We start from the raw sequence: 24,500 nt of genomic DNA, 5'->3' as shown, positions 1-24,500 counted from the left end.
GCTACCTCGTCCTGTTCGGGCCTGGGGGAAGATTCGTCGGTCGAGTCATTGGAATGTCTGCCTGCAGATCTTCCACTGACCGTCCTCCCGACCGAAATCGAACGCGATGATGGACCCGTCCCCATCCTGCGGACTCGGCTCTCCGTTCACTGTGGCGCGCACCCTGATTCGGGTCGTGGCCTGGTCTCCGTACACGGCCGTGCCGATGACCTCTGCCGCGGTGAAGTCGAGACCGGTCGGCAGCGCGGACGGTGTCGGTGTCGGTGTCTCGCTGGCCTTCTTCTCTCGGTTCGCGGCGCACCAGTACGAATTCTTCGTTGCGAAGTCGCTCGTCGCGAGAACGTGCAGGTACTCGTCCGTGATGTTCTGCACGGCGGTGACGTCGTCCGGGCTGCCGGCGATGGTCGACGGAGCCGAAGGACGGTCCTGCCCCCACGGAGCGAGGACGACGGCCGCGATGACCACCACCGCGGCAACAGCTGCTGTGACTCCTGCCGCCGCAAGTCGGCGGGCACGCGACCTGCGGATGGGCGCGGGTGATACGGATCGGGCCGCCTGCTCGGGCGAGGTCATGGGCCGGACCGTGCCGAGGCTGTCGCCGAAGGCGATCAACGCACCTTGCGCGACGACGGTCTTCGGGTCGTCGAGAGTGGCGATCGGGCGTCCGAGCGATCCGAGGGCGCGGTGGATTGCCGGGATCCGGGACGATCCGCCGGTCAGATACAGCGCTTCGACGGGGGTGCCGAGCACCTGTTCGGCGTCGGCCAAGGTCGCGCGGGTGAGCGCGACCGCGCGCTCCATCTCGGGGGCGATCAGGTCCTCGAACTCGGCGCGGGTGAGGGTGAGAATGCATCGGCGATCGGTTCGACTGTCGCCGACGGCGATGGTGGCCGACTCGGTGGACGATAGCAATTCCTTTGCCCGCCGGATGGAATCGTCGAGGCTGCGCACCGTGTGCAGCGGCGCCTCCGTCTGGAGGAACCGAAGAAGTTCCGGATCCTCCTCGTCGAGTCTTCGATCGACCCAGCGGCGGATTGCAGCGTCGAGATCCTTTCCGCCGAGCCCGTTGTCGCCACGCGCAGCCACCACGTCGAAGGTGCCCTGAGCCGTGGCCGACAGCACTGCCGTGTCGACCGTTCCGCCGCCGAAGTCGAACACTGCGATGGACATCCCTGGCGTGGGTCGATCACTGCGGCTGTAGAAGTGGGCTGCCGCGCGCGGTTCGGAGAGGGTTCTCACTCGATCGGGGCCGTAGCCGATCCGGTTCGCAGCGTCGGCGAGAACGCCCACCTCGCGCGGGGACCACGCTTCGGGGTGAGTGAGAATCAGTGAGTCGGGGCGTTGGCCGCGATGTACGGCCGAGGCGCGCTCGACTACCGAATGCAGCACTGCCGCAATGGGTACGGACACCGGCAGGTCGATGCCGCGCAGCCGCACGGTGCCGTGCGCAACCAGTCGCTTCGGGGAGGCGACGAACGACGCCGGATCGGTCTGCGCCCTGTTGAGAGCCACGTCCGCGACGTCGATACGCTCGGGAGATTCCACGAACACGGCGGAGGACATCAGGTTGCCCTGATGCGTCAAAGCCAGTGCCTCGACACCCGAGCGCCTGCTCGACGGTTGCGCAGCAGCGGTATTCGAGGTTCCGAAGTCGATGGCAAGGGTCCACCCGAGCGCCTGGTCGGTGTGAATGGGGTGATTCATGCGTTGCTCCGAATCGTGGTGTAGAGACGTATCAGCTCACCGAGCGCGGCATCCTCGGCGGCAGTTGCTGTCGAAATCGATCGGCCGGCAGCCCACTCGATACGCTCGGTCGCAACGGACACCACCTGGGCGCGGTGTGCCTGCACATGCAAGCCGAGCCGTTCCGCGTCGTTCCGGCCGGTCAGCACCCGCATCAGCTCGCCCACCACCGGTGACGATTCGTCGGCGAGCAACATGCCGCGCAAAGCCTGGAACAGCAGCACCGGTTGCAGGGAACGATCGCGTCGAACGGAATCGGTGATGGCCCGGATTCGATCGCGGAACGGATGGGTGAAGGCCAACGAATCCAGCTCGCTGAGAACACGATTGGCGCGATGCAGCGTGGCGAAATCGCGCAGGGCGGTATTCAGCACCTCGCGCAAGGGGTCCACACCCGAGCGTGCGACCAACCACTGGCTCAACGAGTACGCGCCCGCACCTGCGGGACCGCGCCCGCCGACCATCCCGTACTCGCCGATCAGATCGAGCAAGCGGTCGCGGGTGGCCGCGTCGAGCGGCGCAGGATCGTCGGATTCCATCAGGTCGAACAATTCGAGCGGTTGCAGGTGTGCGAGTCGGTGCAGCGCGCGGGCGTCGCTCTCGGTGATGCGTCCGGTGTGGGAGGTCTCGGCCAGCAGACCCGAGATCGGAATTACTGTCGCGACCGAGGATGCGAGCGTGGTTGCCAGCGAAACCGCATGCGAGCGAGCATGTTCGATCGGATCTACGCGGCCCAACGCCCCCTCACCGAAGCTGTCGGCACGAGAGAGCACGCCCAGGGTGTTGAGTGGGGTGAATCCCAACTGCCGCAAGAACTTCATCTCGTCGGCGCGGGGAGTGCTGTCGAACAGGAAGATGGCGGCGTCGGCGTCGACGCTGGCCGCACGGGTCTGCTCGTATCCGTCGATGAGGGCGCGATGGGTGGCCTGTTCGTTCTCCACGGTGAGTGTCGCCAGTCCGGGAGTGTCGATCAGTGTCACATCGGCGAGTGCGTCGGACGGGAGAAAACGGTGCACGTAACCGACCTCCGACGCCGGGACACCCAGATCGGCTCTACGGCCGTGTTCGAGCACCACCGACCGTCGACTACCGTCGATCCCGACGACGTCGGCACGAGAGGGAGCGCCGTTCTCGTAGACGGTCACCACGTTCGTTGCTTCCAGCGCAGCAGTCTCGGCGATCGGTGCACCGATCAAGGCGTTCACCAGAGTCGACTTTCCGGCCTTGAGTCGGCCCACCACCACGATTCGCGGTGGGGACCACAGAATTGCGCCGATCCGGTTGGCTTCGTGAACCAGATCGGGTGCCAGTGCTGCGAGGGCATGAAGCCCGCGGTCGAGCACCGCGCGCATATCGATGTTGCGGGCCGCCAACGGGGTTGATGGCTGCTGCTGCCGTGCCACCATCTACCGGCCCGCCGCGGGTCGAGCGAACACGGACACTTCGGTGTAGCGGATGATGCCGTCCGGTCCGGCCCAGCCGGGGCGAACCTCGCCGGCCACTGTGCCTATCTGCTCGGGTAGGGCGGCGGCCACACTGTGGACCGCTTTGTGTCGACTCGAATCGAACGTCGAGCCGGGCGCGGCGTCGAGCCGAACGATCCCGACCTGACTCAGTTCCTCGGTGATGCGATCGGTGGCCGACACGCCGTCGCCGAGATCGTGAACCCCGATCATCGCGTCGATCAGACGGCGGTCCGGTCCGTTCGTCAGGGGCACAACATGACCGGGCGTCGGCGGGTTGTCGTGCGGTCGACTAGACGCATGGGCGATCCAACCGCCCAGACCGCCGACCGTCAGTGCTGCGGCAATGAGGACGAGGACGACGGGCGTGCTCACGAGGCTGTCTCGCTTTCGACGGATTCGGTTGTGGCCGTGGCGTTTCCCGCTTCGTGGGTTCGTGCGACCGAACGGGTGAGCGCATTGTCGATCTCGGCGATGGTGGCCGTGACGACGCGGAGGTTGTTGGACAGGCGCTTGAGGGTGGCGTCACGCCCGGCGGCATCGAGCCTGGCTGCGTCCTTGGCGTCGGCCATCTGTTGTTGCACCGTGTCGATGGAGGTTCGGATGTGATCGCGGTAGCGCACCACTATTTCCGGACGCCCCAGTGCGAGAGCGGCTTCGAGCATGCGAGCCGTGCTCGCCTTTGCCGTGCCGGTTGTCTCGCGCAACCAGTTGAGCAGGTTCTGCTTTCCGGTGCGCATGGCTTTGTACCCGAGATTGACTCCGATCCAGACCACGCCGGCGACGGCCCCGACGCCGATCAGGGCGCCGAGCATCGACGTGCCTATCATCCCCATGGACAGGATGCTCGGATCGAGTAGACCCTGACGCTTGCTGGCCACTTCACCGGTACTGAGGGATTCACCCGACATCGACGCCGCGATGTTCGCCTCGATCTGCTGCCAGATCTGCGGCGACTCGAACAACGGCTCTGCGACGCGGCGTAGTTCGTCCAGGAACAGTCGAACCGTCCCGGTCATGGCCGCGAGCAGGTCGCTCTCGATCTCGGCGGTGAACACCTGAGGGTTCTTTCGTAGAACCTCCATGCCGGACTTGTTGATTCGCGTCGTCCACTTCGTTCTGACCCGATCGAGTTCGGTGTCCAGATGTGCAAGTGCACGCTGTCGAGCGAGGGTCAGGTCGCGGCCGAGCCACTGTTCCCACTGAACGCTGGTGTCCTTGAGTTCTTGCAGACGGTCTCGTTGCGCGGTGAGCTCGGGGAGTGCGTTCGAGCCCGCCTCGGTGATCGAGATATCCGTTTTGATCTTGGCGTGTACTCGGCGTAGTCCTTCCAGGGCGGTGCGTAGACCGTCGCGCGTTCCTCGTTCGGTTCCGTCGCCCAACCGAGCGGCGATCATCTCCCGTAGCTCGACGATGCCCGAGGCTCGCTCGGCTCGGACGCGGTCTGCGTCGTCGGGTTGTTCGCGGGCGACGAGTGCTCGGACGCTCGATACACCGATCACCGGAACCGAGCGCCGCAGATGCTGCTGCAGAAGCCGCCTGTTCTCGTCCACCACCACTTTCCAACGCCGCAGATTCTTGTCCGTCTTGGAGACCACGACGATCACGGCGTCGACCGTCGATGCGACGTCGCGAACGAAGTCCATTTCGGGTGCGGTCAGCGTGCTGCTCGCATCGCTGACCACAACGAGCACGCTCGCTTGCTGCGCGGACTGAGCCGACAGTTGCGCGGCGACCGAATCCAGCCCGCCCGATCCCGGCGTGTCGACCACCACGATCTCACCCATCGACGAATCGACCAGCGGCACGATTGCCCGAGTGGGCAACGAGACGGTGGCGGGGTCGCGCACTCGGGCACCGGTGACCGTCACCCAGTCGGGCAGTTCCGTCGATCCCACGTGTTGGGTGCCACCGGGGAACACCAGTTCTGCGGTCCCGGCCGGGCGGCTGGAGGTGGAAGGAACGAACACCAAGGAGGCGGAGGTGGTCAGTTCCACCCCCACCGGTGACACCCATGCCCCCACGAGCGCGTTGACCAGTGAGCTCTTGCCTCGCTTGACCTCACCGACCACCACGACGCTCTGTCTGTGATCGACGGTGCTCGCCTTCTCCTCCGCCAGAGCCGCGGTGGCGTCGTACCCGTACATCCGCAGAATCTTCGTGGCACCGGCAAGGGTCTTCTTCGTCGCAGCGTCGGCGGCGCTACCGGCGTGCGAGGGCGGTGCGTCGGTATCGGGCACGTGTCCGGCTCCGTTCTGCTGTCGAGTTTCGGCCGTCGCGAAAAGCGACCGACTCGTGTTCGATGCGAGCGGGCACCCTTTTGTTCCCGGCTCGTGATTCGGAGACATCCGAGTCGGGAACAATCAGGGCTTGCCGCGCGTCGGATCGACGACTTCGACAGTTTCAGGAAGGGCTGTACATGCGTTCGACGCGTACTCGATCTGTGCTTGCCATAGGTGCCGCGATGGCACTGTTGACCGGCTGTTCGGCCGGAGACTCGAACGAGGCCGCGCCGCCGGGAGATACGGCCGTCGGTCCGACGGTTCCCGGCGACCTCGATACCGGTACCTTTCGCACGATTCCGCAGGCGCCGTTCGGGTCGGTGACCGACGAGAAGCAGGGCCGGTTGGTCGAGGGCCAGCGGATGGCCGAGTTCGTCGTGATTCCCAGCGAGATCGATCCGAAGTTGGTGCAGAGCTACTCGCAGACGACTGGGCCGTTCGCCAGCGCGGAGGCGACGCGCAAGACCGTCTTCACCGACGGACAGGCCGATGTGTTGGCGGCGCAGAATCTGGTGATGGGATTCGGTGCAGGGGCCGGGTACCGACCGGACGAACCTGGTGTGGATCCGGCCACTCGAAACGGGCTGGCCATCAGGGTGATGCGATTTCCGGACGCGGGATCGGCCGAGCGTGCTGCTCGCGGGCTGATCGAGCAGACCTATCTGCCGACCGAGTACAGCGAGGGCGCGCAGCCGAGCGCGATCGATGTCCTACCGAACACCCTCGTCTCCTCCAAGAGCGACGTGGACGGCCTCACCTCGAGCGACTCCTTCACTGCTCGCGGTGACTACGTGATCGACGTCGAAGCCCATGCGCCCGTGGGCCAGGAAGACTGGGTTGCCCGGTCGATCGCCACCACGGTCGATCGCCAAGGAACGTTGATCGACACGTTTCCGGCCACGCCCCTCGACGGGTTCGCATCGCTGCCGATCGATGTGGACAAGATCCTGGTGCTGACCCTCGAGGAGGACGACGAGAACAGGGACAACAGCAGGCGCGCCGTTTACGGCCCGCGCGGTGCCGCACACTTCTCGACCGACTCGACCAGGATGCTCGAGGAATTCGAGCAGTCCAACAGTGATCTGCAGGCGTCCAACGGCACCACCGTCTACCGATCCGCCGATGCGGCCGGAGCCGGCACGATGTACGAGATGCTCGTGAAGGAATACGAGGAGATGGGCTTCGCGGTGTCGGCCGGTGCCCCGGGAGTGCCCGATTCCACCTGCCTGACGCAGGACACCACCGTCGGGGTTCGGACCGCCTGCCTGCTGCACCAGGACCGCTACACCGCCGAGTTCTCGGTTCTCGAGGACGAAACCAAGGCGCATCAGATGGCTGCGGCTCAGTACTCGGTACTGAAGACAGCGACGGAGTCCTGACGCGACCCGACACGGCAGCGGCCGGGAGTCGAACAGTCCCGGAGCCGCCTGCCGCCTGGTGATCGATTTGTCTACTGGGGATCGACTCGGCACACCGTCCACGTGCCGTTCTCGCGGAGAAAGTCCATGGCAAGAATGGTTCCGTCGCCTCCCTCGAGGCTCGGAACGCCGTCGACGGTAGCGCCGACCACCACCCTCGACGTCGCCTGATCGGGTCCGTAGAAATTCTGCGTGAGCGTCTCGGCCACCACCATCTCGTCGCCGTCGGGGAACGGCGCAGGAGTCGGCGCGTTCTCGGCCCGGGTGATTGCCGCCTGACATCGCACGGGAGCCAAGCCCTCCGGGCCACCGTTCGAGCCCAGGATGCTCAGGTAGCGGGTCGTCAACGCCTCGATGTCCTGTGCGTCGCGGTCCTGATCGACCGTCGCGGTGGCCGGTGCGTCGACCGACTCGGAATCGGAGTCGGTGAGCCGAGGAATCACCACGGCAGCGGCAACTACCGCGACGATAACCACGCCGATCCCGCCACCGACGAGCAGCGCGCGCGAACGTCGTGGGCCGGGCACAGGTTCACCGGGACTCGGTTGTGGGTTCTGGTAACTGTCGGGTGCGCTCATCTGAACTCCGAATCGTCATGTGCAGCCGCGTCGGGCTGGTGTGGTCGCCGATCGGATGCTGGAATCCCGCCATTTGTTCCCGCAACCGAGTGCGGAACATTGTCGGTCAGCGCTGCGTCTGACATCGGAGACGTCAGCGAAAGGACAGAAATGAACAGACGATTCCGAGCCGGGGCAGTAGTTGCCGCGGTGACATCGATTCTGGTTGCGGGCTGTGGCACCGACACTGTGGAATCTGCGAACACCGCTCCCGTGACATCCACCGAGTCTGCGCCGACCGACCTCGACACCGCCGACTATCGGACCTGGCCGCAGGCCGAGTACGCCACGGTGCGCGACGAGCAGCAGGGCTACGTGATCGAGGCGCAGCGTCTCGCGGAATACGTCGTGCTGCCGTCGAACATCGACCCGTCGCTGGTGAACGGTGCCGCACTCGGAGTGTTGCAGAGCCCGGATGCGACCGATCTGATCCTGCCGCCGGAGGCGGTACCGGTGCTGAGCAACGCGGGAATGCTGTCCGGATTCGCAACGGGTCGCACGTCCGATACTCCCGTCGGTGCAGAAGGCGAAGCCAACGCACTGAGAATCTCGGTGCTCAGGTTCCCCGATTCTGGCGCGGCCATCGCGGCGGCGGACGGGGTGCACCAGGTCATGCTGACCGAAGCCCCGCCGGCCGAGTCCGGGGGAGCCGCTCGGGCCGCTGCAACCGAGACCGCTATCGACGTTCTGCCCGAGACCGCAGCGTCGATCAGCCCTGACGCAGAAGGGCCGGGTGTGCGGGTGGACACGTTCACGGCACGGGGAGACTTCCTGATCTACGTCAGTGGCTACTCGGGTACCGGCGACGAACAGTGGATCGCGCCGACCGTCGCACGCACCGTGGACGAGCAGGGACGTCTACTCGACGAATTCCCGGAGACCCCGATGGGGCAATTCACTACTCTGCCCATCGACGTCGACAACGTGCTGATCCTGACGCTCCCGGCCGAGCAGCGTTCGGTGAACCAACTCAGCGTCTACGGAACTCGTGGACTCAAACACTTCACCGAGGGCGGCGACATCGACGACGTCATCGACGAGACCGGCACCGATCGAATCGCCATCGACGACTCGATGGTGTTTCGCAGTGCGGACGAATCGGGTGCCGAGAAGCTGTATCAGGCGATGAACGACAGCGATCTCGCCGACGGGGTGTACGAAGAGTCCGCACCGGCACCGGGCGTACCCGGATCGATGTGCATGACCAAGGAGTCGGCCACGAAAACCTCTCTCCGATGCCGTGTACACGTGGGTAGGTACACCGCGATGGTGGAGACCACCGACGACGAACTCGGTGTGCACCAGAAGACTGCGGCGCAGTATCTGATTCTGTCCGCTGTCGCCTGACCTCGATGTGCGCGGAGCCTCGTAGCAGAGTCCGAGGGTCCGCGCACCGCGGGAATGCGTACCTGGACGCGCGGACGCGTAACCTGAACCCTCGTGCTTGTACTTGCCGTCGACACCTCGACCCCCGCCGTCACCGCAGGTGTGGTGCGCCTGACCGAGGCCGCCGGTGCTCCGGTCGAGACCCTCGCCACGCGGGTCCGGGTGGACGCGCGGTCGCACGCGGAGATCCTGACGCCCAACATTCTCGAGTGCCTCACGGAGGCCCACATCACCGCGGCCGACCTCGATGCCGTCGTCGTCGGCGTCGGGCCCGGCCCCTACACCGGGTTACGGGTGGGAATGGCGACGGCAGCGGCGTTCGGTGACGCACTGGGGGTGCCGGTGTACGGGGTCTGCAGCCTCGACGCGATTGCGGCCGATGTCGCAGAGCCAGGGACCCTGCTGGTGGTGACCGATGCGCGTCGTCGCGAAATCTATTGGGCCCGGTACGAAGCAGGGGTGCGCACAGAGGGACCCGACGTTCTGGCTCCCGCTGAGCTCGACCATCTCGGAGTCGACGCGGTCGCTGGCTCCGCTCCGCATGTTGCACAATTCGACCTGCCGATTCGCGACGTGCAGGCACCGTCACCAGCCGGTCTGATCCAGGTCGCGGCGGCCGATATCGCGAGTGGCGTCGTCCCGGGTCCGCTCGTCCCGCTGTATCTACGCCGCCCGGATGCCAAGACACTCGACGAACGCGCCGCGGCGAAGGCTCGGCAATGACGGTGTCGATCGAGCGCATGACCGTGCAGGACGCTCCCCGGTGCGCGTACCTCGAGACCGTCCTCTTCGAGGGTGACGACCCGTGGTCCGAGGATGCATTCGTCGCGGAACTGGCTGCGCCCCAAAATCATTACGTCACGGCGCGCGAGGGCAGCGAGGTGGTCGGCTACGCAGGCATCGCCCTCCTGGGGCAACCGAGCCGCGGTGCGTTCGTGGTCGGTGAGTCCGAGGTGCACACCATCGGCGTCGATCCTGGTCATCATCGCAGAGGGATCGGCGGCCGGCTCCTCGACGAGCTGCTCCGGGTAGCCGACGAGCACGGCGGCCCGGTCTTTCTCGAGGTCCGCACCGACAACGAGCCTGCCATCGAGTTGTACCGACGCGAGGGGTTCGAGATCGTGGGTACCAGAGCGAAGTACTACCAGCCGAGCGGAGCCGACGCCTTCACCATGCGTCGGCCGGAACGAACCGAAGGATCAGCCCGATGATCGTCATGGGTATCGAAAGTTCTTGCGACGAAACAGGAGTCGGGATCGTCCGGTGGAACGGTGGACAGTGCGAGCTGCTGGCGGACGAGGTGGCATCGAGCGTCGACGAGCACGCCCGTTACGGCGGAGTGGTGCCCGAGGTGGCGTCACGGGCGCACCTCGAAGCCATCGTGCCGACCATGCGGCGAGCTCTGGCGACGGCCGACATCGATCGTCCCGACGCCGTCGCGGTGACGATCGGGCCGGGACTGGCCGGGGCGCTGCTGGTCGGGGTCGCTGCGGCCAAGGCCTACGCCGCAGCCTGGGGCGTGCCCTTCTATGCGGTGAACCATCTCGGGGGGCACGTTGCGGTCGATACGCTCGAACACGGTCCGATGCCGTCGTGTGTTGCCCTGTTGGTCTCCGGTGGGCACACGCATCTGCTGCACGTCGACAATCTGTCTCGGCCGATCGTCGAGCTCGGGACGACGGTCGACGACGCCGCCGGCGAGGCGTTCGACAAGGTCGCACGACTACTCGGATTGGGCTACCCGGGCGGGCCTGCTCTCGATGCTGCTGCGCGCGAGGGTGATCCGTCCGCGATCGCATTTCCCCGGGGAATGACCGGCCCTCGCGATGCCCGGTACGATTTCTCTTTCTCCGGGGTCAAGACCGCGGTCGCGCGATTCGTCGAGGCCAGGCAACGCGCCGGCGATCCTGTTCCGGTAGCTGACATCGCCGCATCGTTTCAGGAGTCCGTCGCCGATGTGTTGACGATGAAGGCGGTTCGTGCGGCAACGGACGTCGACGTCGACACGATCGTTCTCGGCGGGGGTGCCACGGCCAACTCGCGCATCCGGTCGTTGATCGAAAGCCGTTGTGCCGAGCAGGGGTTGACGCTGCGAATACCGAAGCCGCGGCTGTGCACGGACAACGGTGTCATGATCGCAGCCCTGGGTGCACATCTCGTCGCCGGCGGCGCTGCGCCGTCTGCGCTCACCGCAGTGACCGATCCCGGTCTGTCGGTTGCGACCAGTCAGGTTCCCGGCTGAACGTCCGGAACAGGCTCGGAGGTTCGCGGCGCAGCCGTGTCCTGTGATGTGCGGGGCTCGACGCTCTGACCGGACACCGGAGGCGGTGGCGACCAGACGGTCGGCGGAGGGGTCAGCTCCGGAGTGGGATCGGAGCCGCGGACGACCGTCGTCGGAACCGTGATCGATTCGGTCGGTTGCACGGTGCCGGGTTCCACACCGCTGGGTTCCACACCGCTGGGTTCCACACTGCTCTGTGGCTCCGCCTCGGCGGAGGGTTGCGGTGTCGGTCCGGGACTGAGCTCGGTGGGGCCGGACGGCGTCGTCGTACCGGGGGTCTCGCCCGCACCGGGGTCGGTGGGCTCGACGGGCGCAGTGGTGGTCGGTGCGGGCGTCGTGGGCTCGGGAGTGACCGGTGTCGGCGGCACGACGGTGCCCCCGGTGCCCGCTTCGGGTGACGACGACTCCGGCGGCGGACCGACCGGCCATTCGATGCGCGGGAGATCGGGAGCAGGTCGCAGCGTCGGCGTGGTGGTGGGTGCCGTGGACGTGGTGAGTCCGGACGATGAATCCGTCGACTCCACCGTCGTTGCCGCGGGGCCGACGGGATCTGCTGAGCTACGGGCAGAGGTCGACGTGTCACCGGGCGAGTAGCCCTCGGCTACGGGTCGCCCCGAGTCGCCGGAGCCCGCGACGGGGTTTGTCGCGCTACCGGCAGGGGACACGCTCGGGTCGTCTGCCGGCGTCATCGTCTGAAGGCCGTAGGCGAGCACCAATCCGCCCGCGACGACGGCGGCAGCTATCGCACCCGAGTAGCGACTCATCCGGCCTGCGGTTCGGCGTGCAGCCGAGACCAATGGGTAGTCGGTGTCGGTCGCCGACGCGGCGACCACGGCCGCTCCCACGGCGAGCACGGCGTCGGGTTCGGGGAGGCGAATGACGCGCGCATGGAACATGTCGGTCATGGAAGAGGCCAGCAGCGGGATGTGGGCACCGCCGCCGATGAGCACGATCACCTCGGGTTCGTGGGTGCTCTCGTCGAACACTCTGCGGACGAACAGGGCTGCCTCGCGCAGGAGCGGCGATGCAGCGGTCTCGAATGCACTGCGGTCGACGGTCAGCGGCACACCGCTGTAACGCTCGATCCGGACTTCGTCCTCGCGGGAGAGCTGTTCCTTGATCGATCGGTATCGTGCCGATCCGATTCCGCGGTCGTCGCGAATGTCGTCTCGGAGGTTGTCACGGGTCATGTCCTGGACGAGATTCTTGACGAGTGCGTCGAGAGCGTTGCCGCTGACGGCGGCCGACCGGTCGTGCGCCGACACCGTTCCAGCCGCTCGGTCGGTGACGGTGACCGACAGGCCCGACGCTCCTAGGTCGACCAGGGCGATCGTGTCGTAGCCGTCGATCAGGCCGGTGGTGGCCAGGTGCGCAACTGCCGCCGCGGATTCGGGAACCAGCCGAACGTCGCGAGTAGTGTGCGTCAACGCGCCACGAATTCCCGCGGCGTGCTCTTCGGTGCGGTAGGTGACGGCGATTGCGTCGGGTGATCGTTGTCCGGGAATCAGTGATGCCATGAGCTCGATGGCGGAAGTGACGAGCTCACCCATATCGGTGTTCGCCTGGCGATCGGCCGATACCGTCCGGTACTCGACCGTGCGACTACCGTCGAAGTCGACGGTGACGAGGGCTGCGCACACAACCTCGGATCCGGTGGACACTCCCACTCCTACCCGCATGGTGCACCTCCCGCCCCTGTTTGCCCGTCCGGTTCGACTGCCTTGTGTCTCATGTCGCGACACAGCTGTCGATCGTTATCGTTCGGACAGCCCCGTTATCGTAACGTTACTTCCGGTATTTATGCGAACGTTATATTCCACGCGGTCGGTTATCGGGACGATGTTCGGGGCGGTTCACCTGGTCTTTCGGCGGACGAGCACGCAGTCGGAAAAAACGCGGAAATCGGTAGCGACATCGGCGTTTCGGGGCCCGATTTTCCGCGTTTTCCACTTGCTCGGGTCCGAAAAACCGCGCGTCGTCCGGAGCGCCGGACCGTCCGTGTCCGCGCCGACTCGAATCTGGCGAACCCAGCCCTTGAGTGCTGGCACTCTCGTGTATAGAGTGCTAGTTGGCAACGAGCGAAGTCCCGGCACCCGCGACGACGGGAACGAGTTCGAGCCGTTTGTCAGGACCGCACGAGAAGTACTTACACACAGCTGTCCGGGGATCCGACCCCGGACGCGTACCCCATAACTTTGGAGGGCTCAACGTGGCGAGCGTGAAAATCAAGCCGCTCGAGGACAAGATCCTCGTCCAGGCCAACGAGGCCGAGACGACGACCGCCTCCGGTCTGGTCATCCCCGACACAGCCAAGGAGAAGCCTCAGGAAGGCACCGTCGTCGCCGTTGGCGAAGGCCGTGTCACCGAAAAGGGCAACCGCATCCCGGTCGACGTCAAAGAAGGTGACACCGTCATCTACAGCAAGTACGGCGGCACCGAGATCAAGTACGCCGGCGAGGAGTACCTGATTCTGTCGGCACGCGACGTGCTGGCAGTCATCGCCAAGTAGGCCACAACGCATCCCGCCCCGGAAGCCGATCTCGTGTCGGTGCCGGGGCGGTGTGCGTTCGATCGAGTTTCTTTACTCGAAGGAGTAACACCGAAACATGGCAAAGCAAATCCAATTCAACGAGGAAGCGCGCCGGTCACTCGAGCGCGGCGTCGACAAGCTTGCCGACGCAGTCAAGGTCACTCTCGGACCCCGTGGACGCCACGTCGTCCTGTCCAAGGCCTTCGGCGGACCGACCGTCACCAACGACGGTGTGTCGATCGCTCGTGAGATCGACCTGGAAGATCCGTTCGAGAACTTGGGCGCACAGCTGGTCAAGAGTGTCGCCACCAAGACCAACGATGTCGCAGGCGACGGAACCACCACCGCGACGGTTCTCGCGCAGGCTCTCGTGCGCGGCGGACTGAAGAACATCGCCGCCGGTGCGAACCCGATCGCCCTCGGCGTCGGGATCTCCAAGGCTGCCGACAAGGTCGCCGAGGCGCTGCTCGCCGCCGCTACTCCGGTCGAGGGCAAGCAGGCCATTGCTCAGGTCGCCACCGTCTCCTCGCGTGACCCCGAGATCGGCGAACTGGTCGGTGAGGCGCTCACCCGCGTCGGTGCCGACGGCGTGGTCACTGTCGAAGAGTCTTCGACATTGCTCACGGAGCTCTCGGTCACCGAGGGCGTTCAGTTCGACAAGGGCTACCTCTCGCCGTACTTCGTCACCGACGTCGACACGCAGGAAGCCGTCCTCGAAGACGCGTACGTATTGCTCTACCGCGAGAAGATCACCTCGCTTCCGGACTTCCTTCCCCTGCTGGAGAAGGTGGCCGAGAGCGGCAAGCCGTTGCTCATTCTCGCCGAGGACACCGAGGGTGAAGTTCTCTCGACGCTCGTCGTGAACTCGATCCGCAAGACCATCAAGGCCGTCGCCGTGAAGGCACCGTTCTTCGGTGATCGCCGCAAGGCATTCCTGGACGACCTCGCCGTCGTGACTGCGGGACAGGTCATCACTGCCGATGTCGGTCTGAGCCTGAAGGAGGCCGGCCTCGAGCTCCTCGGGCGCGCTCGTCGCGTCGTGGTCACCAAGGACGACACGACCATCGTCGACGGTGCGGGCTCCCAGGACGACATCGATGCTCGCGTCGGCCAGTTGCGCCGCGAAATCGAGAACACCGAGTCCGAGTGGGATCGCGAGAAGCTCGAAGAGCGTCTCGCGAAGCTCTCGGGCGGCATCGCCGTCATCAAGGTCGGCGCAGCCACCGAGACCGAGCTCAAGGAACGCAAGTTCCGCGTCGACGACGCAGTGGCAGCAGCCAAGGCGGCCGTCGAAGAGGGCATCGTTCCCGGCGGTGGCTCCGCTCTGACGCAGGCAGCGTTGTCGCTGGCCGATGATCTGGGCCTGACCGGCGACGAAGCGACCGGAGTCGCCGTGGTGCGTACTGCACTCAACGCGCCGCTGTTCTGGATCGCCACCAACGCAGGCATCGACGGTTCCGTCGTGGTCAGCAAGGTCGCCGAGCTGCCGAAGGGACACGGATTCAACGCCGCGACCCTGACGTACGGTGACCTGCTGGCGGACGGCGTCGTCGATCCGGTGAAGGTGACTCGTTCCGCTGTGGTCAACGCTGCATCGGTTGCTCGGATGATTCTGACGACCGAGAGCTCGATCGTGGAGAAGCCGGAAGAGGCCGCCGAGCCTGCTGCCGGGCACGGCCACGCTCACTGACGTTCGGTAGAACTACGAAGAAGCCCCCAACCCGTGTCGGGTTGGGGGCTTCTTCGTGTGTGCACTCGTGAGATCGCGTCGACTACACCGCGATACGACGACGGTTGTGCCGGGCGTGCAGTTCGCGTTCGGTCTCGGACATTCCGCCCCAGATGCCGTACGGCTCACTGACGTTGAGAGCGTGTGTGCGGCACTGCGCGAGGACGGGGCAGCTGCGGCACATTTCCTTGGCGCGCATCTCGCGCTGCGCCCGTGCGCGGCCTCGCTCGCCGTCCGGGTGGAAGAACATGGACGAGTCGACCCCACGGCAGAGGCCGTGCATCTGCCAATCCCAAATATCGGCGTTCGGCCCAGGGAGATGATTCGGCTGCGGCATGGAAACTCCTAGGGTGGTGTGGCTTCTCGGATTCGTGATCCGAATGCCGACAACGTTATGTGGGTCGACGAAATCGCGTCAATAGTTCTTCGTCGTGGGCTAATGCATAGTTATCGGCCCAAGAATTAACACGGGCGATATTTACTTGGACCGCACGGCGTGCGTGCCGCTCCTGTTGAAGAATCTGCGGACACGGGAGACGATAGGGAAAGCGCGGCTCGGCATCCGTCCCGTCGACGCTGGGAATCAATGGCCGAAACTGCGGCTTCGCGCGGCCGATTCTCCTTGCGTTCGTCATTGTTCTCGCTGTTCAGGGTCCTGTGAAGGCTCCAGGGGTTCGTTCGGTGCCGGCCGATCGGCTCGGTCGGAACTGCACTGCACTCGGCGTTCGGTGCCGGCCGTCGGAACGGCGTGTCCCGTGCCGAGGCGTCAGGCAACGACCGCCGAGGTGTCTCGGTACGGTTCACCGTTTCGGTACAGCGTTTAACCTATTCGCCACACAGCGTTCAGATTGCCGTTTCCTGGACGGCCTTTTTTACATTGTTAATTCCTTGAAAACTGCATTTCGTGCACGGAATGCAGAGCCCGCATCCGGTGCCGTGATCGAGTACGAATTCTCGCCACACCGAGTTGTTCTTGCGCAGCGGACAGGCCCTACCCTTGCGTCGTGCCACCAGAGCAGATCTCGCGGTTCGCTGCGACGCCCTCCGTCCTCCTCGACGTCGCTTTCGGTCCCGACCCCGGCCGATTTCCGCTACCCGCGGCGACCGGGCCACGCGAGAGCTGGTACCGCAGTGTGGCGTTGGCCGGGCAAGGTCGATACGGCGCGGCGGACGTCGAGCTGCGTCGGTACAGGCCTGGCAGCCCGGAAGTCGAGTCGCTGCACGCGTCGACCAGAGCCTCATGGCTGCGTCAACTGGGTAGGCACGATCGGGCGCGCCAATTCGACGGCAGAGCGGTGTTTCTCGTCGGTCTCGTGGGACCTCCGCGATCGAGGGACTCGGTGGAAGCCCGCAGCGATGCGTTGATCGGCCTCGCCGCCGATGCGCTCGGCACGGGCCGGTTCGAGTTGGCGCAGACCCTGCTCGACCGCAGCGAGGAGCATCGGCAGGGCCCGAACGGAAAGGGGCTCTGGCGTCCGGTTCTGCGAGCTGCGTGGGTGTCGGCCGAACTGGCGATGGTGCGCGGCGACGGCCCCACGGCCGTCCGACACGCCGAATCCGCGCGGGCTCTCGCCAACGATGCCGATTCGTTACGCCACAGCATCAAGACGGACCTGGTCTTGGCGGCCGCGCTGAGTTGCGTCGGGCAGATCACCCGCGCACACGATTCGGCGGTCCAGGTGGCCAGCGCAGCGGCGATGCACGGCCTGCTGCCATTGCGCTGGGCCGCGACGATGCTCTGCGAGGGAACCGGAATTGCCGACGCAGAGATGGTGTCCTCAATCGATCTCGCCTCAGCGATCGATCGTCGGGGTGGTTCGTCGATCGACTGACCAGGACCGCGGTCGAAGACGGACCGAGTGGTTCGGTTGGTTCGGGGTGGTGTCGCTATCCTTGGTCACGTTCCACCACCACGTGGAAGCGCTCCCAGGCGGGTGCGTACCTGTAACGCGGGGAAAATTGTCGACGATGAACACAGCGGGTGAGGAGTTGGACTCTTTCGTCGTTGCCGCAGCGCAAGGCGATCGAACGGCTCTGTCCCGGGTCTTGGAGTTCATCCGACCACTTGTCGTCCGGTACTGCCGGGCACGAGTCGGATCGGCTGAGCGCGGTCAGCTATCGGCCGACGATGTGGCGCAGGAGGTCTGTTTGGCAGTCATGACCGCCTTGCCGCGTTACCAGGACCAAGGTCGTCCGTTCATGGCATTCGTGTACGGCATCGCGGCTCACAAGGTCGCCGATGCCCATCGCAGCGCCTCGCGTAACAAATCGGACCCGGCCGCCGAAGTACCAGATGTCGTGTCGATGGAACACGGACCGGAGCAACGCGCTCTCGAATCCGAGTCGAGTCGTCAGATGACTGCACTGCTGGACACCTTGCCCGCCAAGCACCGAGAAATTCTGGTGCTCCGACTCATCGTCGGATTGTCGGCCGAGGAAACAGCGGCGGCAGTCGGCAGCACTGCAGGCGCTATCCGCGTGGCTCAGCACCGAGCTATCGCAAAACTGAAGAACGAAGTTGTGAGAGCAGGTGAAATGTATGGCTAGGGACATTGGTCACGGTGGCTCCGGTGAGACCCCGCGTCGCGGAATCTCGCGAATCGGTGAGCACGTGAACCCCACTGGACCGAAGCAGAACGATCCCTATGCCGACATCGGTGCAGACGGTGGTCCAGTAGACCTCGTCGCCGTACGTCGTGACGATGCGTTCATCGACGCGATCAGTGGTGACGGACCGATAGCTACCGATGACGCAGACGAGTATCAACTTGCCCTTCTACTCGCCGGCTGGCGAGCAGACGTGGTGACGCCGGCGATGCCCGCCGGTCCCTCCCTCGACGTGGTCGTGGCCTCGGTGGAACGCGAGAAGCTCGCCGCCGACATGGCGCGACGGAGCTCCGCGAATCGTGGGGGACGGATGCGTTTGCTACGCCCCATCGCCGGCGCTGCTGCGGCGATCGCCGTGGTGATGGGTGGCTTGGTGGTCATCTCCTACAACTCGACACCCGACGATCCGCTGTGGAGCGTCAAGTCCGTCGTGTTCTCCGAGCAAGCCGATTCGACTGTGGCGCAGATCGATACGACGTCCAAGTTGCAGGAGGCCGAAAACCTCCTGTCGTCCGGTGACGCCGATGCTGCTCGGGCTCTGCTCGACGGTGCATCGAACCGCACCTCCGCTGTGCTCGACGATTCTCAGCGCGCCGAGCTCGACCAGTGGCTGGCGCGTCTGCTGCAAGAGCTGCAGGCTCTGACGGTTCCCGCCCCGGCACCGCCGGCGGTACCGGTTCCGAGTGCGCCTGCTCCTGTGCCCAGCCCCGACGTCGTTTCGCCTCAGGCTCCGGTGGACACGGTGGTGCCCGACACCAGTGCGGTTCCGATCACACCGAGCCCGGAAACGACCACACCGAACAGTCCGCCTGCCACGACGAGTCCGAGTCCGACGACGACCGACGTCACACCGACGGTCCTTCTCGACCCGAATCAACCGACGGCTACCGCCGGTGGCAGTTCGTCCGAGAACCGCGATCGTATGTCGGTTCCGTCCGGCGGAAGCTGAGCGAAGAACCGGACGGCCACGTATCCGTTCGAGCAACGAAGAAGCCCGACACGATCATCGTGTCGGGCTTCTTCGTTGCTCGAAGAGGTTGTGCGGATACTCAGCTGTCGAAACCGTCGCCGTGTAGGGCGTCGTTCATCGATGCATCCGCAAAACCACGGCAGTAGTCCCAGGTGACGTACGCGTCGGGCACGGGGTCGTAAGCCGGCTCGTGCGGTCGCACGGTGCCGTCGACCAAGAGCTGCAGCAAGTTCGCGCGCAGCATGTCCCAGTCGTGGTAGTGGTCCTGCTGGCAGTCCTCGCAGCACACGACCAGGCCGCGGATGCCGCGGTGGCCGAGCAGTGCTTCGTACACAGCGAGGTCCGCCAGGTCTTCCTCGACGGCCAGTCGTTCCTGAGGATCCAGGGGCTGGCCAGGCTCGATGGCGTCGAGGGCGGCCGACGGGTCGGCTGGGTCTCCGGCGAAGGGGTCCGGGGGTAAACCGGGAGGCAGTTGATCGCGCACGCCTCCACGGTACGCAGGACTGGTGGGTCTGCGCCAGCTGTTCGAACGCGACATGCCGGACGTGGATGCTGCGCACACGCGCCGATGGCCCAGATTTCGGCGCCTCGGGCAGGCCGTAGTGGGAGGCATTCGCACTGGTTGTGCCCTAGCCGATACCATGGTTCACGGCGCTGAACAGATGAGTGCAAGTGCCGAAACTCCATCCGTTCTCCAATCCCGCCCATCCGTTGTCCAATCCCGCACTGCGGTGCGCCTGCGAGCTCTCACCGGCCGCACGCCGCGCCGGAGTGCAACCAGGCTCTAGGGAGGGCCAGATTCGCATGAGTAGTCCCGGAGCCCACGTCCGCACAGGCGGCGACGATCCCACCAAGGTCGCGATGCTCGGCCTCACGTTCGACGACGTCCTGCTGCTGCCGGCCGCTTCGGATCTGATTCCCAGCTCGGTCGACACGTCCAGCCAGATCACCCGCGAGATCCGGTTGCGGGTGCCATTGGTCAGCTCGGCCATGGACACCGTCACCGAAGCGCGGATGGCGATCGCGATGGCCCGCGCGGGTGGCATGGGCGTGCTGCACCGCAACCTGTCGCTGCAGGATCAGGCGTCGCAGGTGGAAACCGTCAAGCGCTCCGAAGCCGGCATGGTCACCGATCCGGTCACGTGCAAGCCCACCGATTCGTTGGCCGAGGTCGACGCCATGTGTGCGCGCTTCCGCATCTCGGGTTTGCCCGTCACCGACGAGACCGGCGCGCTGGTCGGCATCATCACCAACCGCGACATGCGCTTCGAGGTGGATCAGAACCGCCGCGTCGCCGATGTCATGACCAAGGCTCCGCTCATCACCGCGCAGGAGGGCGTCACCGCCGAGGCCGCCCTCGGGCTGCTGCGCCGCCACAAGATCGAGAAGCTTCCGATCGTCGACGGCAAGGGCGCGCTCACCGGTCTCATCACGGTCAAGGACTTCGTCAAGACCGAGCAGCATCCCAACGCCACCAAGGACCGTGACGGCCGATTGCTCGTCGGTGCCGCGGTAGGCGTCGGACAGGACGCATGGGCTCGTTCGATGGCGCTGACCGATGCCGGGGTGGACGTCGTCATCGTCGACACCGCGCACGGCCACAATTCGCAGGTGCTCGAGATGGTCAGCAAGCTCAAGGCCGAGGTGGGCGACCGGGTTCAGGTCGTGGGCGGAAACGTCGCCACCCGCGCAGGCGCACTCGCTCTCGTCGAGGCCGGTGCAGACGCGGTCAAGGTCGGCGTCGGACCGGGATCCATCTGCACCACCCGAGTGGTCGCAGGCGTCGGCGCTCCGCAGATCACGGCCATCCTCGAAGCCGTTGCCGCGTGCAAACCGCACGGTGTGCCGGTCATCGCCGACGGCGGTATGCAGTTCTCCGGTGATATTGCCAAAGCACTCGCCGCAGGTGCCTCGACCGCCATGCTCGGATCGTTGCTGGCCGGAACGGCCGAGTCCCCCGGTGAGCTGATACTGGTGGGCGGCAAGCAGTTCAAGAGCTACCGCGGCATGGGTTCTCTCGGTGCCATGCAGGGACGTGGGGGAGCGAAGTCGTTCTCCAAGGACCGCTACTTCCAGGACGACGTGCTGGCCGAGGACAAATTGGTGCCCGAGGGCATCGAAGGCCGCGTGCCGTATCGCGGACCGCTGAATCAGGTCATTCACCAGCTCACCGGTGGTCTGCGAGCTGCAATGGGCTACACCGGGTCCAACTCGATCGAAGACCTGCAGAAGGCTCAGTTCGTGCAGATCACCGCGGCCGGGCTCAAGGAGAGCCATCCGCACGACATCACGATGACCGCAGAGGCTCCGAACTACACCACCCGATAGTCGATTCGGTCTCCCTCGGCCGACTCGATTCGCTCTCGAAGTAGAAAGGTGCGCGCGTGCGCGACCTCGTTGAAATCGGCATGGGCAGAGAAGCCCGCCGCACCTACCAGCTGGACGACGTGGACATCGTGCCGTCCCGTCGCACTCGGTCGTCGAAGGAGGTGTCGACGGCGTGGCAACTCGACGCGTACCGCTTCGACATCCCGGTGCTCGCCCATCCGACCGATGCCCTGGTCTCGCCCGCGTTCGCGATCGAGCTGGGTCGTCAAGGCGGACTCGGGGTCGTCAACGGTGAGGGCCTCTGGGCCCGTCACGCGGACGTACAGGCCAAGTTGGATCAGCTGATCCATATCGCCGAGACAGACCTGGATCCCGATGCGCCCATCGCATTTCTGCAGGAGTTGCATGCCGCGCCGCTGCAGCCCGATCTGCTCTCGGCCGCAGTCGGTCAGGTACGCGATTCCGGGGTCACCGTCGCCGTTCGGGTGAGTCCGCAGAACGCACGTGCGCTGACACCCGCCCTCGTCGCCGCAGGCCTGGATCTGCTGGTCATCCAGGGCACCATCATCTCCGCCGAGCACGTGGCGCACGGTGACGAGGAGCCGCTCAACCTCAAGACGTTCATTGCCGAACTGGACGTCCCCGTCATCGCCGGTGGCGTCAGCGATCACCGCACTGCGCTGCACCTGATGCGCACGGGTGCGGCGGGCGTCATCGTCGGCTACGGCTCCGTCGAAGGTGGCACGACCACCGGTGAGGTGCTCGGCATCGGTGTCCCCATGGCCACCGCGATCGCCGACGCGGCAGCCGCGCGTCGGGACTACCTGGACGAGACCGGCGGGCGCTACGTGCACGTCATCGCCGACGGCGACATCACCACGTCCGGTGCGTTGGCCAAGGCCATCGCCTGCGGAGCCGACGCTGCGGTTCTCGGAGCTCCGCTGGCCGTCGCAGCGGAGGCTCCCGGCGGCGGCTGGTACTGGCCGTCCGCGGCGGCGCATCCGTCGATGCCGCGTGGCGCGTTGCTGCCGATGTCGGCGGGGGAGCGTCCGAGCCTCGATCAGGTGCTGCACGGACCGTCGCGTGAGTCGTACGGCTCGATCAACCTCGTCGGCGGATTGCGTCGGTCGATGGCGAAGTCGGGGTACTCCGATCTCAAGGAATTCCAGAAGGTGGGCCTGAACGTCAGGGCCTGATCAAGTCTTTTCCAGCAGGGCGCGCACTCCTTTCCACCGGGGTGCGCGCCCTTTCTGTTGCATGTCGTCCACCTAAGCCGACCCTGAGTTGGTGATACCTCCCGTAACAGCTAGAATTGTTTGTGGCGGTAGTCACATGGGGGTGTGCATACTGTTCGACAGCAACGGATGTAGCGGAGGTCACCATGGGTTCAGCTGTTCGCGCCACGGATTACGACGTTCTGATCGTCGGTTCGGGCTTCGGCGGAAGTGTCACTGCGCTGAGGCTGGTGGAGAAGGGATACCGCGTCGGGATCCTGGAAGCCGGGCAGCGCTTCGAGGACAAGGACTTCGCGAAGAACAGTTGGGATCTCAAGCGCTTCCTGTGGGCACCGAAGCTGGGCCTCTACGGAATCCAGCGCGTGCATCTGTTGCGCGACTGCCTCATCCTCGCCGGTGCCGGAGTGGGCGGTGGATCGCTGAACTATGCGAACACCCTCTACAAGCCTCAGGCGCCGTTCTTCGAGGACAAGCAGTGGGCACACATCACGGACTGGAGCAGTGAGCTCTCTCCGTTCTACGACCAGGCCACCCGCATGCTCGGCGTGGTGCGCAATCCCCACATGACCCCTGCCGACGAGGTGATGAAGTCGGTCGCCGAGGACATGGGTGTCGCCGATACTTTCATCCAGACACCGGTGGGCGTGTTCTTCGGTGACGAGCCGGGAAAGACCGTCCCGGACCCGTACTTCGGTGGTGCCGGCCCCGAGCGCACCGGATGCATCGAATGTGGTGAATGCATGACGGGGTGTCGTCACGGTGCCAAGAACACCCTGCTGAAGAACTATCTCGGCCTGGCCGAGCGCGCGGGAGCCGAGATCGTGCCGATGACGACGGTATCCGGCCTTCGCCCCCGATCCGACGGCACCTGGGACGTCGACACCGAGCGCACCGGTGCTCGGCTCCGCAAGGGCAAGAAGACGTACAGCGCCGCCAATGTCGTTCTGGCAGCAGGCACCTGGGGCACCCAGAACCTGCTGCACAAGATGAAGGACACGGGCGCGCTGCCCGAATTGTCGGACACGCTCGGTGAACTGACTCGAACCAACTCCGAGTCGATCGTCGGAGCGGCCAAGCTGGCGGTCGATCCGAACATGGACCTCACGCGCGGCGTCGCCATCACGTCCTCGTTCCACCCCAGCCCCAACACGCACATCGAGCCGTGCCGCTACGGCAAGGGCTCCAACGCGATGGGCATGCTGCAGACCCTGATGACCGACGGCGGAGGAAAGATTCCGCGGTGGCTCAAGTTCGTGTTCGCGCTGATTGCACACCCGATTCAGTTCGTACGGGTCGTCAACGTCCGGCACTGGAGCGAGCGCACCATCATCGCGCTGGTGATGCAGAACCTGGACAACTCGATCACCACGTTCACCAAGCGTGGGCCGTTCGGCCGCAAGATCTCCAGCAGGCAGGGCCACGGTGAGCCGAACCCGACGTGGATCCCCGAGGGCAACGACGCCACCCGGCGCATCGCCAAGAAGATCGGCGGTGTCGCAGGCGGTACCTGGGGAGAGCTGTTCAACATCCCGCTCACCGCACACTTCCTCGGCGGCTGCGCCATCGCCTCGGATTCGGCGCACGGCGTCATCGATCCGTACCACCGCGTCCACGGATACCCGACGCTGAGCGTGGTGGACGGGGCGGCCGTGTCGGCGAACCTCGGGGTCAACCCGTCGCTGACCATCAGCGCGCAGGCCGAGCGGTCCGCGGCACTGTGGCCGAACAAGGGCGAGCTGGATCTTCGCCCGGCACAGGGGCTTCCGTATCAGCGGCTCGATCCCATCGCTCCCAACTCGCCCGTCGTCCCGGTGGACGCTCCGGGTGGACTGAGGCTGCCGATCGTCGAGATCAGGTCCGGCTCTGCGGCGATGCACGTCGAGCATTCGGGTGTTGCGTAGGCACTGCAGC

21 protein-coding genes are annotated in these 24,500 nt (G+C 65.6%); 13 read left to right on the top strand and 8 right to left on the bottom strand.

Annotation, left to right across the window (positions count from 1 at the left end):
• Window positions 1-45: 45 nt before the first annotated feature.
• From O4220_RS21975 to O4220_RS21960, 4 genes are read right to left on the bottom strand one after another with little or no spacing between them, the layout of a single operon-like run.
• On the bottom strand, window positions 46-1,704 hold the full coding sequence (locus tag O4220_RS21975) for an Hsp70 family protein (RefSeq protein ID WP_269607619.1): 1,659 nt from the start codon (window positions 1,702-1,704) through the stop codon (window positions 46-48).
• Window positions 1,701-3,149 (bottom strand): dynamin family protein, encoded by a 1,449-nt coding sequence (locus O4220_RS21970; RefSeq protein ID WP_269607616.1) that lies wholly within the window; start codon window positions 3,147-3,149, stop codon window positions 1,701-1,703. The genes O4220_RS21975 and O4220_RS21970 overlap by 4 nt, the downstream gene beginning before the upstream one ends.
• Entirely contained in the window at window positions 3,150-3,581 is a 432-nt protein-coding gene (gene grpE / locus O4220_RS21965) for a nucleotide exchange factor GrpE (RefSeq protein ID WP_269607614.1), read from the bottom strand.
• Window positions 3,578-5,446 (bottom strand): dynamin family protein, encoded by a 1,869-nt coding sequence (locus tag O4220_RS21960; protein ID WP_269607612.1) that lies wholly within the window; start codon window positions 5,444-5,446, stop codon window positions 3,578-3,580. Before O4220_RS21960 ends, grpE begins: the two co-directional genes overlap by 4 nt.
• 224 nt (window positions 5,447-5,670) lie before the next feature.
• On the opposite strand from O4220_RS21960, the gene O4220_RS21955 reads away from it, so the two are divergent.
• Window positions 5,671-6,867: a DUF7373 family lipoprotein gene (locus O4220_RS21955; protein ID WP_269607610.1), complete on the top strand. Its 1,197-nt coding sequence runs from the start codon at window positions 5,671-5,673 to the stop codon at window positions 6,865-6,867.
• Window positions 6,868-6,938: 71 nt separating this feature from the next.
• Here O4220_RS21955 and O4220_RS21950 read toward each other — a convergent pair whose 3' ends face one another.
• Window positions 6,939-7,484 carry a hypothetical protein gene (locus O4220_RS21950; protein ID WP_269607609.1) on the bottom strand — a complete coding sequence of 182 codons (546 nt, stop codon included), beginning with the start codon at window positions 7,482-7,484 and terminating at the stop codon, window positions 6,939-6,941.
• Window positions 7,485-7,634: 150 nt separating this feature from the next.
• Between O4220_RS21950 and O4220_RS21945 the strand changes: the two genes are divergently transcribed.
• The 4 genes from O4220_RS21945 (at window position 7,635) to tsaD (ending at window position 11,151) form a co-directional block, all read left to right on the top strand.
• Window positions 7,635-8,870 carry a DUF7373 family lipoprotein gene (locus O4220_RS21945; protein ID WP_269607608.1) on the top strand — a complete coding sequence of 412 codons (1,236 nt, stop codon included), beginning with the start codon at window positions 7,635-7,637 and terminating at the stop codon, window positions 8,868-8,870.
• 93 nt (window positions 8,871-8,963) lie between these two features.
• Window positions 8,964-9,632, top strand: a complete 669-nt coding sequence (tsaB, locus tag O4220_RS21940) for a tRNA (adenosine(37)-N6)-threonylcarbamoyltransferase complex dimerization subunit type 1 TsaB (RefSeq protein WP_269607607.1) — start codon at window positions 8,964-8,966, stop codon at window positions 9,630-9,632.
• Window positions 9,629-10,120, top strand: coding sequence for a ribosomal protein S18-alanine N-acetyltransferase (gene rimI / locus O4220_RS21935; RefSeq protein WP_269607606.1), 492 nt, complete (start codon window positions 9,629-9,631; stop codon window positions 10,118-10,120). Before tsaB ends, rimI begins: the two co-directional genes overlap by 4 nt.
• Window positions 10,117-11,151, top strand: coding sequence for a tRNA (adenosine(37)-N6)-threonylcarbamoyltransferase complex transferase subunit TsaD (gene tsaD / locus O4220_RS21930; protein ID WP_269607605.1), 1,035 nt, complete (start codon window positions 10,117-10,119; stop codon window positions 11,149-11,151). Before rimI ends, tsaD begins: the two co-directional genes overlap by 4 nt.
• On the opposite strand, the gene O4220_RS21925 is transcribed toward tsaD, so the two are convergent.
• Window positions 11,136-12,869, bottom strand: a complete 1,734-nt coding sequence (locus O4220_RS21925; RefSeq protein WP_269607604.1) for an Hsp70 family protein — start codon at window positions 12,867-12,869, stop codon at window positions 11,136-11,138. The two genes, tsaD and O4220_RS21925, sit on opposite strands and share 16 nt — an antisense overlap.
• A gap of 530 nt (window positions 12,870-13,399) precedes the next feature.
• Between O4220_RS21925 and groES the strand changes: the two genes are divergently transcribed.
• A complete protein-coding gene (groES, locus tag O4220_RS21920) occupies window positions 13,400-13,699 on the top strand; it encodes a co-chaperone GroES (protein ID WP_008718149.1) in 300 nt (99 codons plus the stop codon).
• Between the two features lie 97 nt (window positions 13,700-13,796).
• Entirely contained in the window at window positions 13,797-15,410 is a 1,614-nt protein-coding gene (gene groL / locus O4220_RS21915) for a chaperonin GroEL (protein ID WP_269607603.1), read from the top strand.
• 82 nt (window positions 15,411-15,492) lie between these two features.
• Here the strand turns inward: groL and O4220_RS21910 are convergent, their stop codons facing one another.
• Window positions 15,493-15,786, bottom strand: coding sequence for a WhiB family transcriptional regulator (locus tag O4220_RS21910; RefSeq protein WP_027496361.1), 294 nt, complete (start codon window positions 15,784-15,786; stop codon window positions 15,493-15,495).
• A 667-nt stretch (window positions 15,787-16,453) separates the two neighbouring features.
• On the opposite strand from O4220_RS21910, the gene O4220_RS21905 reads away from it, so the two are divergent.
• The 3 genes from O4220_RS21905 to O4220_RS21895 all read left to right on the top strand — a co-directional run bounded on the left by O4220_RS21905 (window position 16,454) and on the right by O4220_RS21895 (window position 19,005).
• Window positions 16,454-17,281, top strand: coding sequence for a hypothetical protein (locus O4220_RS21905; RefSeq protein WP_269607602.1), 828 nt, complete (start codon window positions 16,454-16,456; stop codon window positions 17,279-17,281).
• A 136-nt stretch (window positions 17,282-17,417) separates the two neighbouring features.
• The gene (locus O4220_RS21900) at window positions 17,418-17,996 is read left to right on the top strand and encodes a sigma-70 family RNA polymerase sigma factor (RefSeq protein ID WP_269607601.1); all 579 of its coding nucleotides are present in this window, start codon (window positions 17,418-17,420) and stop codon (window positions 17,994-17,996) included.
• Complete coding sequence (locus tag O4220_RS21895) at window positions 17,989-19,005, top strand: anti-sigma-D factor RsdA (RefSeq protein WP_269607600.1); 1,017 nt, start codon at window positions 17,989-17,991, stop codon at window positions 19,003-19,005. Before O4220_RS21900 ends, O4220_RS21895 begins: the two co-directional genes overlap by 8 nt.
• A 100-nt stretch (window positions 19,006-19,105) precedes the next feature.
• Here O4220_RS21895 and O4220_RS21890 read toward each other — a convergent pair whose 3' ends face one another.
• The gene (locus tag O4220_RS21890) at window positions 19,106-19,510 is read right to left on the bottom strand and encodes a DUF5319 domain-containing protein (protein ID WP_032378069.1); all 405 of its coding nucleotides are present in this window, start codon (window positions 19,508-19,510) and stop codon (window positions 19,106-19,108) included.
• Window positions 19,511-19,830: 320 nt separating this feature from the next.
• Between O4220_RS21890 and guaB the strand changes: the two genes are divergently transcribed.
• From guaB to O4220_RS21875, 3 genes are all read left to right on the top strand, one after another.
• Window positions 19,831-21,354 (top strand): IMP dehydrogenase, encoded by a 1,524-nt coding sequence (gene guaB / locus O4220_RS21885; protein ID WP_032376741.1) that lies wholly within the window; start codon window positions 19,831-19,833, stop codon window positions 21,352-21,354.
• Window positions 21,355-21,410: 56 nt separating this feature from the next.
• Window positions 21,411-22,550: a GuaB3 family IMP dehydrogenase-related protein gene (locus O4220_RS21880; protein ID WP_032376742.1), complete on the top strand. Its 1,140-nt coding sequence runs from the start codon at window positions 21,411-21,413 to the stop codon at window positions 22,548-22,550.
• A gap of 185 nt (window positions 22,551-22,735) precedes the next feature.
• Window positions 22,736-24,490, top strand: coding sequence for an FAD-dependent oxidoreductase (locus tag O4220_RS21875; protein ID WP_269607597.1), 1,755 nt, complete (start codon window positions 22,736-22,738; stop codon window positions 24,488-24,490).
• Window positions 24,491-24,500 lie beyond the last annotated feature (10 nt).

Source organism: Rhodococcus ruber, from assembly GCF_027270735.1.
GTDB lineage: Bacteria > Actinomycetota > Actinomycetes > Mycobacteriales > Mycobacteriaceae > Rhodococcoides > Rhodococcoides rubrum_A.
The sequence above is the reverse complement of the archived record's forward strand: the minus strand, read 5'-3'. Positions and strand labels throughout refer to the sequence as shown.